The organism is Sphingorhabdus rigui (assembly GCF_014196595.1).
GTDB classification, from domain to species: Bacteria; Pseudomonadota; Alphaproteobacteria; order Sphingomonadales; family Sphingomonadaceae; genus Sphingorhabdus_B; species Sphingorhabdus_B rigui.
In genome coordinates this window covers 120,048-134,177 of record NZ_JACIEA010000003.1, presented here as the reverse complement: position 1 = coordinate 134,177, position 14,130 = coordinate 120,048, and the positions used below count along the sequence as shown (strand labels likewise).

Genomic DNA, 14,130 nt, shown 5'->3' with positions numbered 1-14,130 from the left:
AATATGGAACAGAATTTCGTCACCCTGATCAGCGAGCCGCGCAGCGATTACACGCTGATCGACTCCGGTAATGGGCGGAAATATGAATCCTACGGTGACCGCCGCTTCATCCGGCCGGAACCGCAAGCGATGTGGGCGCCTGCGCTCGACGAATGGCCCGCAGATGCCGAATTCGTTCCGGGATCCGACGATGATGGCGGCGGACGTTGGTATAACAATAAACCCGTTCCCATGGATGGTTGGCCGCTCGCATGGAATGATGAGGTGCATTTTACCGCATCGTGCACGCCATTCCGTCACCTCGGCTTTTTCCCGGATATGGACCCGGTGTGGCGGTGGATGCGCGGACAATTGGCAGGGGTAACCGATCCCGTTGCGATGAACCTGTTTGGCTATACTGGTGTTGGTACCCTCGCTTTGTCGGCAGCAGGCGCGCAGATGGTGCATGTTGACGCCTCCAAGAAATCGGTTGCGCAGGCACGGTCCAATGCCGAAATGTCGGGCATGTCCGACCGACCCATTCGCTGGATCGTCGACGACGCCGCGAAATTCGTTGCCCGTGAAGTGCGCCGTGAAAAGCGCTATGACGGCATATTGCTCGACCCACCCAAATATGGCCGTGGTCCCGACGGCGAAGTCTGGCGGCTTGAGGAGGACCTGCCCGAACTGATCGCCAATTGCCGCAAGTTGCTTGATGCGGAATCAAAGTTTCTATTTCTGACCGTCTACGCCGTGCGCATGTCTGCACTGGCGTTGGGTGGGCTGCTGGAATCCCATTTTGCCGACCTTGGTGGCAAGGTTGAATTTGGTGAACTCGCGGTGCGCGAACAGGGGCGGGGCATGCTTTTGCCTACCGCTATTTTCGCCCGCTGGTCACGTTAAGGAGTGATATGACCGATAGCCTCATTCTCGAAGTACATGACCTTGTCGTCAATGTGCTGACGGGCATTTACAGCCAGGAAACGCACCTGCCCCAACCGCTGCGTATTTCGATTAGCGCAACGCTGGATATTGCTCCGCATTATGCGCCAGACACGCCGTTGTCGGCCTCGAAAAATTATATGACGCTGAAAGAGGCCGCGACGCTTTTGCCCAATGATGTGCACTTCACGCTGATCGAAGCCGTCGCCGATCATATCATGGATAATTTGTTTGCTGACGACCCACGCATCAGCCACCTCGTCGTCAAAATTGTAAAACTCGCCATTGCCGAAGATAATGAATCGATTGGCATTACAATGTCGCGGAGCCGCAAGTGACAACGGCGCCGCTTGCAATTGTTACAGGCGGCAAGCGTCGGCTGGGTGCCGAAATCGCATCTAAACTTGCGGATGCGGGTTACGCGTTGGCACTGGTTAGCCATCTCGATTCACAGCCCGAAGAAAAGCTTCTGGCGACACTGCAAGAAAACGAGAGCGAATGGCATCGGTTTACCTTTGATTTGAGCATCGGCAACCCGGCCCATCTCGTTGAAACCATAACAACGCATTTTGGCCGCGTACCCCAGCTGCTGGTGAATAACGCCGCGATGTTTGGGCAGGATGATTGGGAGTCGATGTCGGTCGAAACGCTGGAGGCGCATTTCCGGCTGAACCTCTTTGCCCCACTCTTGCTTGCCAAAGCCGTTGTCGATGCGGCGGGCGCTGATATGCGGCCAGCAATCGTCAACATCCTCGACCAGCGCGTCGCCAATCCACACCGTGACCAGATTAGCTACACGCTCTCCAAGCAAGCGCTGGCAGCGTCGGTTCGGTCGATGGCTGCGTCATTTGCAGGGCGCGCACGCTATAATGGCGTCGCACCCGGTCTCGTCATATCAACCGATGACTATAGCGCAGAACAAGAGGTGCGATTGGCGGGTATGATGCCACTGGGCGCGCTTCCATCGCCATCCGCTGTTGCCGATGCCGTGGTCTATTTGGCGAAAGCACAAGACGTTACCGGGCAAATCATCTTCGTTGATGGCGGAGCGCATCTCAAAAGTTTCGACCGGGATTTCATGCATCTTTAACGTACGCGCCAGACCATGATCCCCTTGCCTTTTGCGGGCAGCGGTTCAAGCCAGTCCGGTACATTTCCCTTGGCAATTTGTCCCCACAGGCCGCCGGGATTTTTCCGCGCATAATGATCAAGCTCCCCCTCATCAGGGCAGACCGCAAGATAATTGATACCGCGCGCGGCCATCAATTGCTTGGCAACATCGGGGCGCGACCGGAAAATTTCGATATGATCGTGCATTGCTTTTTGATTGCGATGATGGCCGCTCGCCAAAGCGCTGTGCGCGGTTTGAACCAGCACCATTGGCGCCATATCAAACGGAACCAGAAATTGTCCGCGTGGCAGAGCGGATAATGTTGCGACTGACTGCGCGGATTCGCATAAGAGCGACTGTGCATCTGAACGCGCATCATCAGCAGGCTTCGGTTGTGGCAAGACATCGAGGGAGGCGGTCACAAAAGACCCAGGCGCCAACAAAAAGAGCATCATAGTGACATAAAAAATGCGCTGCTTGGGCACCCCGCTTTGCCGATACAACCCAAAGATGTGCGCGATAAGCGCAGCGACGGGTACCACCGCATAGGCCGCAGCCACCGAGATCGTCCGCATCACAAATAGCGACATGACAAGCGCATATAGGCTGAAGAAGCCGATGACCCATAATTTTGATCGATCCGTTTTGTCCATTTTACGGGCCAGAACTACGCAGCTGACAAGTCCTGCAATTGGTGCCGCCATCAGAAGCGTGACGATGGGCAGGTCCTGATGCCAAATCGGCATCCCTTCTTGCACATACACATACCAATAGTCCCGCACGAGCGGATCAAGAGTACTGAACGGACCGTTCAAACATTCAGGTGCGCGCAACACGAGTGCAGCAGCAGCGACACCCCCTGCAGTAGCCATGATCACTACACGCGCCAGCTTGGATTGCGGAGCAATAAACAGGCCCGGGATCATGATCGCTGCGGCGGCGAGGATTGCCAATAACTGCGGCGGCGAAACCGTATCGCAATATATCGCTGCGCCGAGGCCCTGTGTCTGCGTGCCAAAAAATAGCACCAGCGACGACAAAGCGAATGCGCTAATCGTCCAGAACAGGCGGGCGGCTTCGTGCGGCTTGGCTAGCCATTGCCAACCCAGGAACAGGAAAAAGGCCGCAGACATCGGCGCGCCTTCAAGCGATATATGGAGCCATATCGCGAGTGCGGCCCCCAAAACCAATCCTGCCGTGCGCGCATGCCCATAAAATAATGATGCCAACGCCAGTACGGCCATCGCGATTTGCCAGCCATGATGGTCAATACGCATTGGCCGCAATTGCACGATCAGCGGGATGGACAATGCGGCGATAATCGCTGCAGAAATAGCTGCCGTTTTGCCACCTACGTGCCAAGCGGTGCGGGCCAGAAGCATGATTATGCACCCGAACAGCAGCAGGGGCACCGCAGTCGATGCAACTATTTCTGCGATTGTTTGGCCGAACATCGGCGTGAATAATAAAGTTATCGCGGCCAACGGCAGCTCAATAAGCCGCGACCAGTGCATCGGTGCACCATCGGGCGGGTTCAGCCGGTACTGCCGGTTATCGAACCAGCTTTGGCCATTCAGAAAGTCTCGTGATTGGACCAAGCGCAATTGGTCGTCGGGGTCCCATCCGCTACCCGAACTGATGTTGGGCCAGCTGCTGATAATAAGCGAAAGGGATCGCAACGCCCAAATGCCAAATATCAGCCACGCAAAATGTCTTTCGATAAAGCGCGCCATGACTAATGCACCGACGCTTGCCGGAAAATGACGACGTTGCGCAGCAGATAGGTGAGCAAAAATGACGTCGCGATAGCAACGACTTTCGCAACGCGCGGGTCCATACCCAATGCCGTGCCAGCGCCGACCACAATTATGGTCAGGACAAGGCCAATGAGGGCAGAGGCCAGAAACATTGCCTTTTGCCGTGTGCGGGCGGCGCTTCCCTTTTCCGAAACCCTATCGTGAAACACCTTGCGGCTGGATAAAATCCAATGCGCGAATATGCCGACCGAGTAACCAAAAGCAGATGCCGCCGTTCCGGGCATGCCCGTTTCCAGCAAGAGCAGGAACACGATCATATCGGCTGCAAGCGCACCAATGCTGACTGCGACATAACGCAGGAAGACATTGCCGCGTAATCGGTTGGCCAGTTTAATCACCCGTGCACCCCCTGAATGGGTTCCGCAATCATGCAGGCAGCTTGGCCGCCTGCATGTTGCCCCTTACGCTGCCTTGCTGATATCGCCGGCGTTAGGCTGGCCGATAGGTGCGATCCGTTTTGGTACGTCGCGTTCCGACGTTAGCGCAGCGGCTTGGTCTTCGGTAACCTTGGCCGCAATCACGTGCTGTTCGCCTTCGTCGCCCGCTTCATGATATTCGGCGTCTTCGTTGACGTTCCAGATATTGTAGACGCGGCTTCCTGCGGCGATATTTTCGACCGTCAACATGGCGGTCATCATCGCGTGGTCCTGATTGTTATAACGGTGCATACCGTTGCGCCCGACCATGTGGAGCGTTGGATAGCGCGCCTCAAGCTCCGAACGCATTGCCTCAACATTGGCGGCATATTCATCGTCATAGACCGGGTATGCCTTCTCCTGACGGACAACGGCGCCGCCAACCACATCTTCGGCTTTGCACAAACCGAGAATGGCCATTTCCGTCTTAGCGAGTTCAATCAGGTCAGCGTCGGTCGACGCCCACAGATTGTCATTTTCAAAGCAGAAATATTCGAGACCAACGCACGCGATGGATGGGTCGGGTACCATCTCAGGTGACCAGCTGCGGAAGTTTTGCACGCGGCCAACCTGCACCTTGCTGTCATGAATGTAGATCCAGTTGTCCGGGAACAAATCGTCCGAGCGGATCATCAGTGCCACCGTCAAAAAGTCACGATAGCGCAGGTTATTCGCCTGCAACGATGTTTGCGGAAGCGGATGGGTACGTGCCGAAAGCTCGCGCATCGGCGCACTGCTGATGACATGCTTTGCGGTAATCACCACCTCGCTGCCATCGGCTTTGGATGCCGACATCCGCCAGTCGCCATTTGCATCCTGCGCGAGTTGCTTAAAGCTATGGCCCATCAACACCGTGTTACCCTTCGCCACGACAAAGTCGCGCGCGGCGTCCCACATCATGCCGGGTCCAAGGCGCGGGTAGCGGAATGTCTCCAACAATGTTTTGGTTTCCATGCCGTCATTGGGATTTTTATTCAGCCCCAAGGACCGCTTGAACCCGTCAAGAACGGCGGCGCCGAGGCTCAGGCCTTTGATGCGTTGTGCGGCCCAGTCGGCGGACATTTCGTCGCACGGCATGCCCCAAACCTTTTCGGTGTAGGTTTTGAAGAAGATCGAAAATAGCTTGTGACCAAACTGGTTTACCGTCCAATCCTGAAAGCTACGGACATTTTTATTCGGAAAGGCCTTGGCCTTCACATAGCTCGCCATGCACAGCGTCGACCGGATGATGCCCAAATTGAACAATGCTTCAAACGCGCGCAGCGGATAGCTGTAGAATTTACCTTCATAATATATCCGGCTCATGCGCGGACGTTGAATGAAGTCGTCGGGCAAAATCTCGTTCCACAAATCGACAACGTCTTTCGACTTGGAGAAAAAGCGGTGGCCGCCGATATCAAAGCGATATCCATCCACTTCGACCGTGCGGCTGATGCCGCCGACATAACGTTCGTCTTTTTCAATGACGGTCACGCTATACCCTTTTTTCGTCAGCAAATAGGCGGCGGTTAGGCCTGCAGGTCCTGCCCCGATGATTGCTACGTCTACTGCTGTCTGGTCCTGCACTGCCATAAATACCCCCTGAGAGAAGCTCTGGGGAAATCAGTGAACGAAATGCCCTAATAGATGGTTAACGGGGCGTTACGAACCGTCGTTATGCGCAATGCTGTCGCGACTGATTATTGCGCAAAAGAACAAATAACTTGCGTTTGGTGCCCCATTAAGCCAATAGGCCGCCAAGCGCATGAGGCGAGCGGACGATACCGCCGCAGTATTGGCAGCGTGAGGGCCGCAACAAGTGGCCTCGCCAATCGAACAAGATGCGTAAGCTTAGAGGCTTCCCATATCACGCAGGGTTGTTTCCAACGGGTCAGCATAAGCTGCTCCCGAACACCTGCTGTTGCGCCCGTGCGGTCCTGTTTCAAGGATCTGCATCATGGGGCTGCGACGACTATTTGAAAGTATATATATGTCTTTTTTCCAAGACCTGGGCCTTGCCCAACCTATCCTTAAGGCGCTTGAAGCTGCGGGATATGATACCCCAACGCCGATCCAGCAACAGTCGATCCCGCCATTGCTGCAAGGCCGCGACCTGTGCGGTATCGCACAGACCGGAACCGGCAAGACCGCGGCGTTTGCTTTGCCATCGCTGCACCATTTCGCAACAAAGCCAAAAGCGCGTCAGCAATATAGCTGCCGTATGCTTGTGCTGTCGCCAACCCGCGAACTTGCGGCACAGATCGCCGACAGCTTCCGCACCTATGGCAAATTCCTTGGCCTGAAGGTGGATTGCGTCTTTGGCGGCATGCCCATTTTCAGCCAGAAAAAACGCCTTGCTGGCGGCGTTGATATTTTGGTCGCGACACCGGGCCGTCTGATCGATTTGATCGAGCAACGCGCGGTGACATTGAAGGACGTCGAAATCTTCGTCCTTGATGAAGCGGACCAGATGATGGACCTTGGTTTCATCCACGCATTGAAGCGTATTGACCAATTGCTGCCAAAGCAGCGTCAGACATTGTTCTTCTCGGCCACCATGCCAAAGGCGATTGCTGAATTGGGCAACCGCTTCCTTAACAATCCTGTGCGTGTGTCGGTCGCGCCTGCGTCCACCACTGCGGAGCGCGTTGAGCAATTCGTGACCTTTGTCGAACAGCGCGAAAAGCAGACTTTGCTAACGCTCAAGTTGCAAAGCGAAGAGATTGATCGTGCACTTGTGTTCACGCGCACCAAGCATGGCGCCGACCGCGTTGTGCGTGGGCTTGCTGGCGCTGGCATCCAATCGGCCGCCATTCACGGTAACAAAAGCCAGGGCCAGCGTACCGCTGCGCTGCAGGCATTTCGTGACGGCAAAATCAAAATCCTCGTCGCAACCGATATTGCCGCGCGCGGCATCGACGTTCCCGGCGTAAGCCATGTGTTCAACTTCGAACTGCCAAATGTGCCCGAACAATATGTGCACCGCATCGGCCGTACCGCGCGTGCGGGCCGTGAAGGCATCGCGATGAGCTTCGTTGCGGGTGACGAGCGTGGCTATATGAAGGACATTGAGCGTCTGACGGGCGTGCGCGCCATGACGCTTGGTTTGCCTGAGGGCTTCCGTGCGGCTGTTGCCGCATTGCCACCCCCCGTTGCCGACAAGAAACCGCAACAGGCCCGTGGCGGTCGCGGTGGTGGTCAACCCGGTGGCGGTCGTACGAACTATGCTGGCAAGAAATTGGGCGGCAACAATGGCGGCACTGGCTTGAACGGCGAAACCCGCAACCGGACGCATGCACCACAAGGTGGATGGCAGCCAGCCATCGGACCGCGTGACGGCAGCCGTGAAGGCAGCCGCGATGCGCGTCCACGTAGCGACAATGCCGCAAGCGGTGACCGTCGTCCTACCGCCGACCGTGCATTTGCCGCACGCAGCGAAAACCGTCGCGATCCGGGCGCACCGGCGCGGAACTATGGCCCAAAAAAGGGCGGTAACGGAAATTACAAAGGTTCCGTGAAACGCGCTGGGTAAACCGCAGCAACAACGACGAGCCGTTCCCCTGAAACCAGTTCAGGGGGACGGCTTGGTCATCAATGGCGGAAGTGGCGCATTCCGGTGAAGACCATGGCCAGACCAGCCGCGTCGGCAGCGGCGATCACTTCGTCATCACGCATCGATCCGCCCGGTTGAATGACCGCCGTTGCGCCCGCTTCAGCGGCAGCCAGCAAGCCATCGGCAAACGGGAAAAACGCATCTGACGCCACTGCCGATCCAACGGTGCGCGGCGTTTCCCAACCGTAAGTTTCGGCGGCTTCGGTTGCCTTAATCGCGGCAATCCGCGCGCTGTCGCGTCGGTTCATTTGGCCTGCGCCAATACCCGCGGTTGCGCCATCCTTGGCATAGACAATGGCGTTCGACTTTACATGCTTGGCCACGGTCCAGGCAAAGCGGCAGTCGGCCAATTCCTGCACCGATGGTGCACGCTTGGTCACCACTTTGAAATCGCTGTCGGCAACATGACCGTTATCGCGCGACTGCACCAAAAGACCGCCCGTGATCGGCTTAATCGACAAGCCGCCGCGCTTTGGATCGGGCAGATCACCCGTCAACAAAAGCCGCAGATTCTTTTTCTTTGCGAACACCGCCTTGGCGGCATCATCCGCCGATGGCGCGGCAACGACCTCGGTGAATATCTCGGTAATGGCTTCCGCAGTAGCACCATCCAGTGGGCGGTTAACCGCAACAATACCGCCAAATGCCGACACGCTGTCGCATTCGAGCGCCGCGCGGTACGCGTCGATTAAGGTTTCGCCAGTTGCCACACCGCAGGGGTTGGCATGCTTAACGATGACGACGGTAGGTGGTCCGTCGCGAAACTCGCTGACCAGTTCAAGTGCCGCATCAGCGTCGTTATAGTTGTTATAGGACAATTCTTTGCCCTGCACCTGTTCGGCTTGGGCAATACCCGATCCATGCGGGCCGACGGGCACATACAGCGCCGCGCGCTGATGCGGGTTTTCGCCATAGCGCAATTCGGTTTGGCGATTTCCGTTCACCGCAAGCATATCCGGGAACAGCTGCTGCTGATCTGCAAACGCGAACCATTGGCTGATCATACTGTCATATGCTGCGGTCGCCGAATAGGCTTTGGCCGCACATTTACGGCGGAAGTCATAGCTTGTTTTGCCGCCGCTTTCTTCCAACTCCGCGATCAGATTGTCATAATCGGATGGGTCGGTCAGGATCGTGACATATGCGTGGTTCTTCGCGGCGCTGCGCACCATCGACGGCCCGCCAATGTCGATATTCTCGATAATTTCATCGCGCGAGGCACCCTTCGCCACGGTTTGCGCAAAGGGATAAAGGTTCACGACGACAAGGTCGATTGCGCCAATGTCATGTTCTTTCATCGACGCTGCATGTTCGGCATTGTCGCGAACGGCAAGCAATCCGCCATGCACTTTGGGATGCAGCGTTTTAACGCGGCCGTCCATCATTTCGGGAAAACCTGTAAGCTCGCTAATGTCCTTCACCTGAAGCCCTGCATCACGCAGCGTCTTGGCGGTACCACCGGTGGAGACCAGTTCGACATGGCGCGCTGCCAAAGCATGTCCAAGTTCAACCAATCCCGCCTTGTCCGAAACGGACAGTAGGGCACGCTTAATGACGACGTCTTGCATAAATTTATCCTAAATGGCGGAGCTGCCAGCCGATGGTGAGGCCGCCTGTACCAGTGTCTGTGGCAATCACAAGTTGGCGGGTGGGGTGGGGACGACCATTTTGATCAACCCAGAGACTGTCATCCACAGATAATTGACCGTCAGATGCCATAAATGCCCAATTGCTGCCGTCGGCCATCCGCAAAAACACCGCTTGTGGGCTATCGGAAGCGACGATTTCGATTTCTGGCCCAAGATGGAAACGGATATGCACCGGCACGCCTTCTTTAGGTTTGTCCCGGGGCAGCAAAGTGTCTTCTCCGCGCAGATCCATGCCATCGGAACGCAGGATCAACAATCGCGTGTGACTATAGCCAAAGGTCCGGACGTAACCGTCATGGCTGGCCTCAATGCGCGTCGCTTGATCAATATCGCGGCGTTCGAGCCCCACTTCGACAACACCTTTGCCCAATTGGCCCCCGGGCAGGATGGCCGTCGAGTTGGTATCATTCATGCATAATGTCGAATGCGCCGCCGTGGTCCGAAGCCCGCGCGCCAACGCAGCCGGTATCGTTGCACCGACAAGCGCCGCACCACCGCAGTTAACAATCACGCGCTGCCCACCGTGCGACAATTCAAACGCAAGCGTTGAGGCGCAGCCTGACGCGGACTGACGCGCCAGTGGCGGGGGACCTGCATCCAGCAGCAGCACGGACTTACCCGCCGAAACGCGCTGATAACCCCAATCGAGCGCCTGCCGATGTGGTCGCGCGCGCACTTCGCTGGCGGCCACCAGCGCATCGATATGTTCCGCACCCATATGCGCTGACCCTTGCCACGCGCCAAGACCGCCATCGGCATGGGTAAGGCCAAGCAACGCGGGCACGGCCCGTCCGAGCGCTTCGAGCAGGAATATAGGCACCATCTCGTTGCGCGCCGTATAGCATTGCTTGAGCAAGCTGAGCAGGCCGATCAATTCCATAAGTTGAACGGGTGAGCGCGACACCACGCCGCCATCGGGGAAAATGGTCGCCCGCAACGATTCAGCCAAGCCGCTCTCGCCAACGGCGCGGCGCACCTTGCCCTCTGGCAACAAAAGCGATGCCGCGACGACGCCTGCCCAACCCACGGTCTTGCCGAAATGGCTTTGTGCACGCGGGGCTGTTTGATCGAGATGGCGCGCAACCCGGGCGAAATGATTAATGACGCGCGCACGGTAAATGGGGTCCGCACTGCTGAGCAGAAAGGGCGATCCCGCTGCCATGTTCATCAAGCGCCACGCACAATTGTCGACGCGCCATGCCGGTTCACGCGTTTTCATGCCATTGGCCAGCAACCATGCATCGGCAATCTGTGCTGCGACCGGTGCACCTTCGCCGCGATTGGTCGCCGCGGACAAATCACGCAGCCAATCAAATCGGTGAATATAGTCGGTCAGCGACGGCTGAAGCGCGAGCTTGTCATAATCCAAGCCGTCGAACGCCTGTTCAAAACCCTGATAATGGAATTTGCCCATACGCAGCGCCTGCCCGCGCCCGGCATCGCCTTTTAGGGGATCGTTCGGCACCGCGAGCAAGCGCATGGGAACCTTGCCCGTGAGCCTGCCGCTATGCAGCGGCGTGCGCCATGTTAATTTGTAAAATTCGAGAGACAACCGCTCGAGAAGATTTTGGCCCGCGCCTTGGGGCCTGACAATCAACGCCGTTTGCCGTTGCCCATTGTCGCCTTCATCGCCGTCGGTCATTCACCCCTCAGCGCCAAAATATTGGCCGCATATTGGCCCGCGCCACCCTTGAAGGTCGCGGTTCCGGCAACCAACGTGTCCGCCCCTGCCGAAATCGCCAGTGGCGCCGTTTGCGTTGTGATGCCGCCATCAACTTCCAACCGGATATCGCGGCCTGTTTTGTCGATCATCTTGCGAATAGCTTCAATTTTGCGCAGCTGGCTTGAAATAAAGCTCTGGCCGCCAAAACCGGGGTTGACGCTCATCACCAGCACAAGGTCGATGTCGTCGATAAGATAATCCAGCATTTTGGCCGGCGTGTGCGGATTGAGCACGATACCCGCCATTTTACCCAGCGACTTGATCAGCTGCACGGTGCGATGCGGGTGCGGCCCGGCTTCGGGATGGAATGAAATAATATCCGCGCCAGCCTCTGCAAAATCCTGCACATATTGGTCGACCGGCGAAATCATCAAATGCACATCGAACGGCTTTGCGCTGTGTGGGCGAAGCGCCTTTACCACCGCAGGGCCAATGGTGATGTTGGGGACAAAATGTCCGTCCATGACATCAACATGAATCCAGTCACATCCGGCGGCATCAATGGCCCGCACTTCTTCTCCCAATCGGGCAAAGTCAGCGGACAAAATTGATGGCGCAATGCGAACAGGGCTGGTCATATTTTGCGTTTAGACGCTGGACCGCGCATGGGCAAGCGAACGGACCGCGTTATACACAGCTTATCGCACGCTTTGGTGCGGCTCACGGCGGTAAACGAACAGGTCACCGATCACATCATGCGACTCCGCAAATTTGGTGAAGCCAAGCTTCGCTGCGACATTATGCGAAGCTGCGTTGCCGCGGTCGATGATGCAGCGGATTTCACCCAAGTTCGTTGCGTCTGCCCAGCCAAGTATCGCAGTCATCGCCTCGGTCGCATAACCCTTGCCCCAGGCATCGGGCGTAAACGCCCAGCCAGCTTCGGGAAAGCCTTCAAGATCGCTGATGCCGCGTTCAAATTGCGCCAGCCCGCCATTGCCGACAAAGCGTCCGCTCTCGCGCTCGACAAAGGCCCAATAGCCATAGCCGAACAGCGACCACATGCCGATGCCCTGAAGCATTTTCATCCAGCTTGTATTGCGGCTGCGCGGCTCACCGCCAATAAACGCAGTCATACGCGGGTCAGCCCACGCCGCAGCATAATCTTCCCAATGCGCGCGCGTCATGGGTTCGATGGAGAGGCGTTCGGTCGTGAGTGTTGGCGCTGTCAATGTCTTCCCCTCCGATCATAGCGTAGCCCTGAGCAGCATCCGGGTAGAGGGTGCGTCCGTCGAAGCGCGCTTTGCGAACGATAGCCGCCCCTCGACTTTTCGCCAGCGCGTGCGCGCTGACGGCTCAGGGCTTCGGTATTTTTTGTACCTTAACCAGCCCGCAAGAACCGCGCCACGAAAAATCCGTCCAAGCCGCCTTGTTCGGCCAGCATGGGCGGCATCGTCCGGACATGCCCTTGCGCGTTTGCAGTAACCCCAATGGGCAACTCGTCAGCCGTTACAGGCTTCGTCGTATATTCCGGCTGCCGCGCAAGAAACGCCTCTGCCTGCGCCTCGCCCTCATGCGGTTCAAGCGAACAGGTCGCGAAGACCAAGGTGCCACCGGGCTTCAACCATTGCGCCGCACGGTCCAGCATCGCGCTTTGAATCGCCGCCAGATTGTTGATGGCTTTCAGGTCAATGCGCTGCAGCACATCGGGATGGCGCCGCATCGTGCCCGTCGCACTGCATGGGGCATCCAGCAAAATGGCATCGAACAGCTGCGCCGGTTTCCAATCCATGACGTCGGCATTGACGCGCTCTGCATTTAATTGCGTGCGCTCCAGATTGGCCATCAGACGGTCCATGCGCCGGGCGCTGTTATCCAGCGCAGTCACGGTAAAACCTGCGGCCGAAAGCTGCATAGTCTTGCCGCCGGGGGCCGCACATAAATCGAGCGCCCTTTTGCCCTGCCCGTTGCCCAGCAAGCGCGCCGGAAGGCTGGCGGCGAGATCCTGCACCCACCATGCGCCTTCGTCATAGCCATCGAGTTCTTCAATGGCGGTCCCGCGCGGCAGGCGGACATGCCCGGGCATCAGGCTGACGCCACCCAGTCGTTCCGCCCAGGCCTGTGTGGAAGAAGGATCGCGCAAGGCGAGATCAAGCGGCGGCGGTTCTGACAATGCGGCCTGTGCGCCTGCAATCATGTCGTCGCCCCATACCGGATGCCAGCGCATCATCACTGCCTCTGGCAGCGACGGTAGAGCGGGCAGCGTGGCTTCGGCGCGCAAGAGCGACCCCAACACGCCATGCACCAGCCGCCGTGGTCCGCCATCAACCAGCGGCAGCGCGGTCGCAATCGCGGCATGGGCGGGTGTGCCCAGCCGCAATATTTGCGCCAGCGCCAGCCGCAATACCATGCGCGCCTTGGCATCGTCCGGCAGCGGCTGTTTGGTTTTGCTGTCAATCAACTGGTCCAGATCAACCGACCAGCGCAGCGTTTCTTGCGCAATCGCGATGGCGAGCGCGCGGTCCGGCGGCGATAGCCCTTTGGTCGCATTTGCCGTTGCTTGATCCAACGGTGTGCCCATGCGCATAACGGTATCAAGCAACCGTAATGCGGCGCGGCGGGTCGGAAGTCCGGAAATTTCTTCAGTCATACACAGCGCACTAGGCGTCTGCGCCAAACAAGGGAAGAGCGGTTCGATGTCAGGTCCATGCGCAGCTTCACCTTGCAAACGGGTGCATCTGCACCGATGTAGGGGTTAACCGAATGCGCTTTCGAAGGAGAAGCTTCATGGGCACGCGCCCTTCACATGTCAAAGCACCCGATTATTTGTCGAAAAGCCCGCCCGTGCCGGCACCGAAAGCGGTTGATCGCGAACCCGAACCAGATGCGGAACGACTGGACCCCGTGCGTTATGGTGATTGGGAATTGAAGGGCGTGGCGGTCGATTTTTAACCCGCCTATCGT

General features: G+C 57.5%; 13 protein-coding genes. 5 read left to right on the top strand and 8 right to left on the bottom strand.

Translation table 11 applies throughout. The features are described from left to right. Window positions 1-3: 3 nt before the first annotated feature. Genes GGR91_RS10580 through GGR91_RS10570 form a run of 3 tightly spaced genes read left to right on the top strand, consistent with a single transcriptional unit; the run spans window position 4 to window position 2,011 of the window. Window positions 4-882, top strand: a complete 879-nt coding sequence (locus GGR91_RS10580) for a class I SAM-dependent methyltransferase (RefSeq protein WP_183942171.1) — start codon at window positions 4-6, stop codon at window positions 880-882. A gap of 8 nt (window positions 883-890) precedes the next feature. Continuing rightward, the gene (locus GGR91_RS10575; protein ID WP_183942170.1) at window positions 891-1,259 is read left to right on the top strand and encodes a dihydroneopterin aldolase; all 369 of its coding nucleotides are present in this window, start codon (window positions 891-893) and stop codon (window positions 1,257-1,259) included. Beyond that, window positions 1,256-2,011, top strand: a complete 756-nt coding sequence (locus GGR91_RS10570; protein ID WP_183942169.1) for an SDR family oxidoreductase — start codon at window positions 1,256-1,258, stop codon at window positions 2,009-2,011. The genes GGR91_RS10575 and GGR91_RS10570 overlap by 4 nt, the downstream gene beginning before the upstream one ends. Here the strand turns inward: GGR91_RS10570 and GGR91_RS10565 are convergent. From GGR91_RS10565 to GGR91_RS10555, 3 genes are all read right to left on the bottom strand, one after another. Continuing rightward, window positions 2,008-3,765 (bottom strand): hypothetical protein, encoded by a 1,758-nt coding sequence (locus tag GGR91_RS10565; protein WP_183942168.1) that lies wholly within the window; start codon window positions 3,763-3,765, stop codon window positions 2,008-2,010. The genes GGR91_RS10570 and GGR91_RS10565 overlap by 4 nt on opposite strands. Window positions 3,766-3,767: 2 nt before the next feature. Beyond that, window positions 3,768-4,187 carry a GtrA family protein gene (locus GGR91_RS10560; protein WP_322788808.1) on the bottom strand — a complete coding sequence of 140 codons (420 nt, stop codon included), beginning with the start codon at window positions 4,185-4,187 and terminating at the stop codon, window positions 3,768-3,770. A 63-nt stretch (window positions 4,188-4,250) separates the two neighbouring features. Then, window positions 4,251-5,837, bottom strand: coding sequence for an NAD(P)/FAD-dependent oxidoreductase (locus GGR91_RS10555; protein WP_183942167.1), 1,587 nt, complete (start codon window positions 5,835-5,837; stop codon window positions 4,251-4,253). Between the two features lie 397 nt (window positions 5,838-6,234). Here GGR91_RS10555 and GGR91_RS10550 point away from each other — a divergent pair, with 397 nt between their 5' ends. Next, window positions 6,235-7,776, top strand: coding sequence for a DEAD/DEAH box helicase (locus GGR91_RS10550; RefSeq protein ID WP_183942166.1), 1,542 nt, complete (start codon window positions 6,235-6,237; stop codon window positions 7,774-7,776). A 59-nt stretch (window positions 7,777-7,835) separates the two neighbouring features. Here GGR91_RS10550 and purH read toward each other — a convergent pair whose 3' ends face one another. The 5 genes from purH to GGR91_RS10525 all read right to left on the bottom strand — a co-directional run bounded on the left by purH (window position 7,836) and on the right by GGR91_RS10525 (window position 13,816). Beyond that, on the bottom strand, window positions 7,836-9,425 hold the full coding sequence (purH, locus tag GGR91_RS10545; protein ID WP_183942165.1) for a bifunctional phosphoribosylaminoimidazolecarboxamide formyltransferase/IMP cyclohydrolase: 1,590 nt from the start codon (window positions 9,423-9,425) through the stop codon (window positions 7,836-7,838). A gap of 4 nt (window positions 9,426-9,429) precedes the next feature. Further along, a complete protein-coding gene (locus GGR91_RS10540) occupies window positions 9,430-11,148 on the bottom strand; it encodes a heparinase II/III family protein (protein WP_183942164.1) in 1,719 nt (572 codons plus the stop codon). Next, window positions 11,145-11,807, bottom strand: a complete 663-nt coding sequence (rpe, locus tag GGR91_RS10535) for a ribulose-phosphate 3-epimerase (RefSeq protein ID WP_183942163.1) — start codon at window positions 11,805-11,807, stop codon at window positions 11,145-11,147. The genes GGR91_RS10540 and rpe overlap by 4 nt, the downstream gene beginning before the upstream one ends. 60 nt (window positions 11,808-11,867) lie before the next feature. Further along, window positions 11,868-12,398, bottom strand: coding sequence for a GNAT family N-acetyltransferase (locus tag GGR91_RS10530; RefSeq protein WP_246337176.1), 531 nt, complete (start codon window positions 12,396-12,398; stop codon window positions 11,868-11,870). Window positions 12,399-12,547: 149 nt separating this feature from the next. Continuing rightward, window positions 12,548-13,816, bottom strand: coding sequence for an RsmB/NOP family class I SAM-dependent RNA methyltransferase (locus tag GGR91_RS10525; RefSeq protein ID WP_183942162.1), 1,269 nt, complete (start codon window positions 13,814-13,816; stop codon window positions 12,548-12,550). A gap of 137 nt (window positions 13,817-13,953) precedes the next feature. Between GGR91_RS10525 and GGR91_RS10520 the strand changes: the two genes are divergently transcribed. Beyond that, window positions 13,954-14,118 (top strand): DUF1674 domain-containing protein, encoded by a 165-nt coding sequence (locus GGR91_RS10520; protein ID WP_183942161.1) that lies wholly within the window; start codon window positions 13,954-13,956, stop codon window positions 14,116-14,118. The last annotated feature ends 12 nt before the right edge of the window (window positions 14,119-14,130 follow it).

Excerpts from the sequence above, each read along its gene's own strand:
- GGR91_RS10580 (WP_183942171.1), top strand. The coding sequence starts at position 4 with ATGGAACAGAATTTCGTCACCCTGATCAGCGAGCCGCGCAGCGATTAC.
- GGR91_RS10575 (WP_183942170.1), top strand. The coding sequence starts at position 891 with ATGACCGATAGCCTCATTCTCGAAGTACATGACCTTGTCGTCAATGTG.
- GGR91_RS10565 (WP_183942168.1), bottom strand. The coding sequence starts at position 3,765 with ATGGCGCGCTTTATCGAAAGACATTTTGCGTGGCTGATATTTGGCATT.
- GGR91_RS10555 (WP_183942167.1), bottom strand. The coding sequence starts at position 5,837 with ATGGCAGTGCAGGACCAGACAGCAGTAGACGTAGCAATCATCGGGGCA.
- GGR91_RS10550 (WP_183942166.1), top strand. The coding sequence starts at position 6,235 with ATGTCTTTTTTCCAAGACCTGGGCCTTGCCCAACCTATCCTTAAGGCG.
- purH (WP_183942165.1), bottom strand. The coding sequence starts at position 9,425 with ATGCAAGACGTCGTCATTAAGCGTGCCCTACTGTCCGTTTCGGACAAG.
- GGR91_RS10540 (WP_183942164.1), bottom strand. The coding sequence starts at position 11,148 with ATGACCGACGGCGATGAAGGCGACAATGGGCAACGGCAAACGGCGTTG.
- rpe (WP_183942163.1), bottom strand. The coding sequence starts at position 11,807 with ATGACCAGCCCTGTTCGCATTGCGCCATCAATTTTGTCCGCTGACTTT.
- GGR91_RS10525 (WP_183942162.1), bottom strand. The coding sequence starts at position 13,816 with ATGACTGAAGAAATTTCCGGACTTCCGACCCGCCGCGCCGCATTACGG.
- GGR91_RS10520 (WP_183942161.1), top strand. The coding sequence starts at position 13,954 with ATGGGCACGCGCCCTTCACATGTCAAAGCACCCGATTATTTGTCGAAA.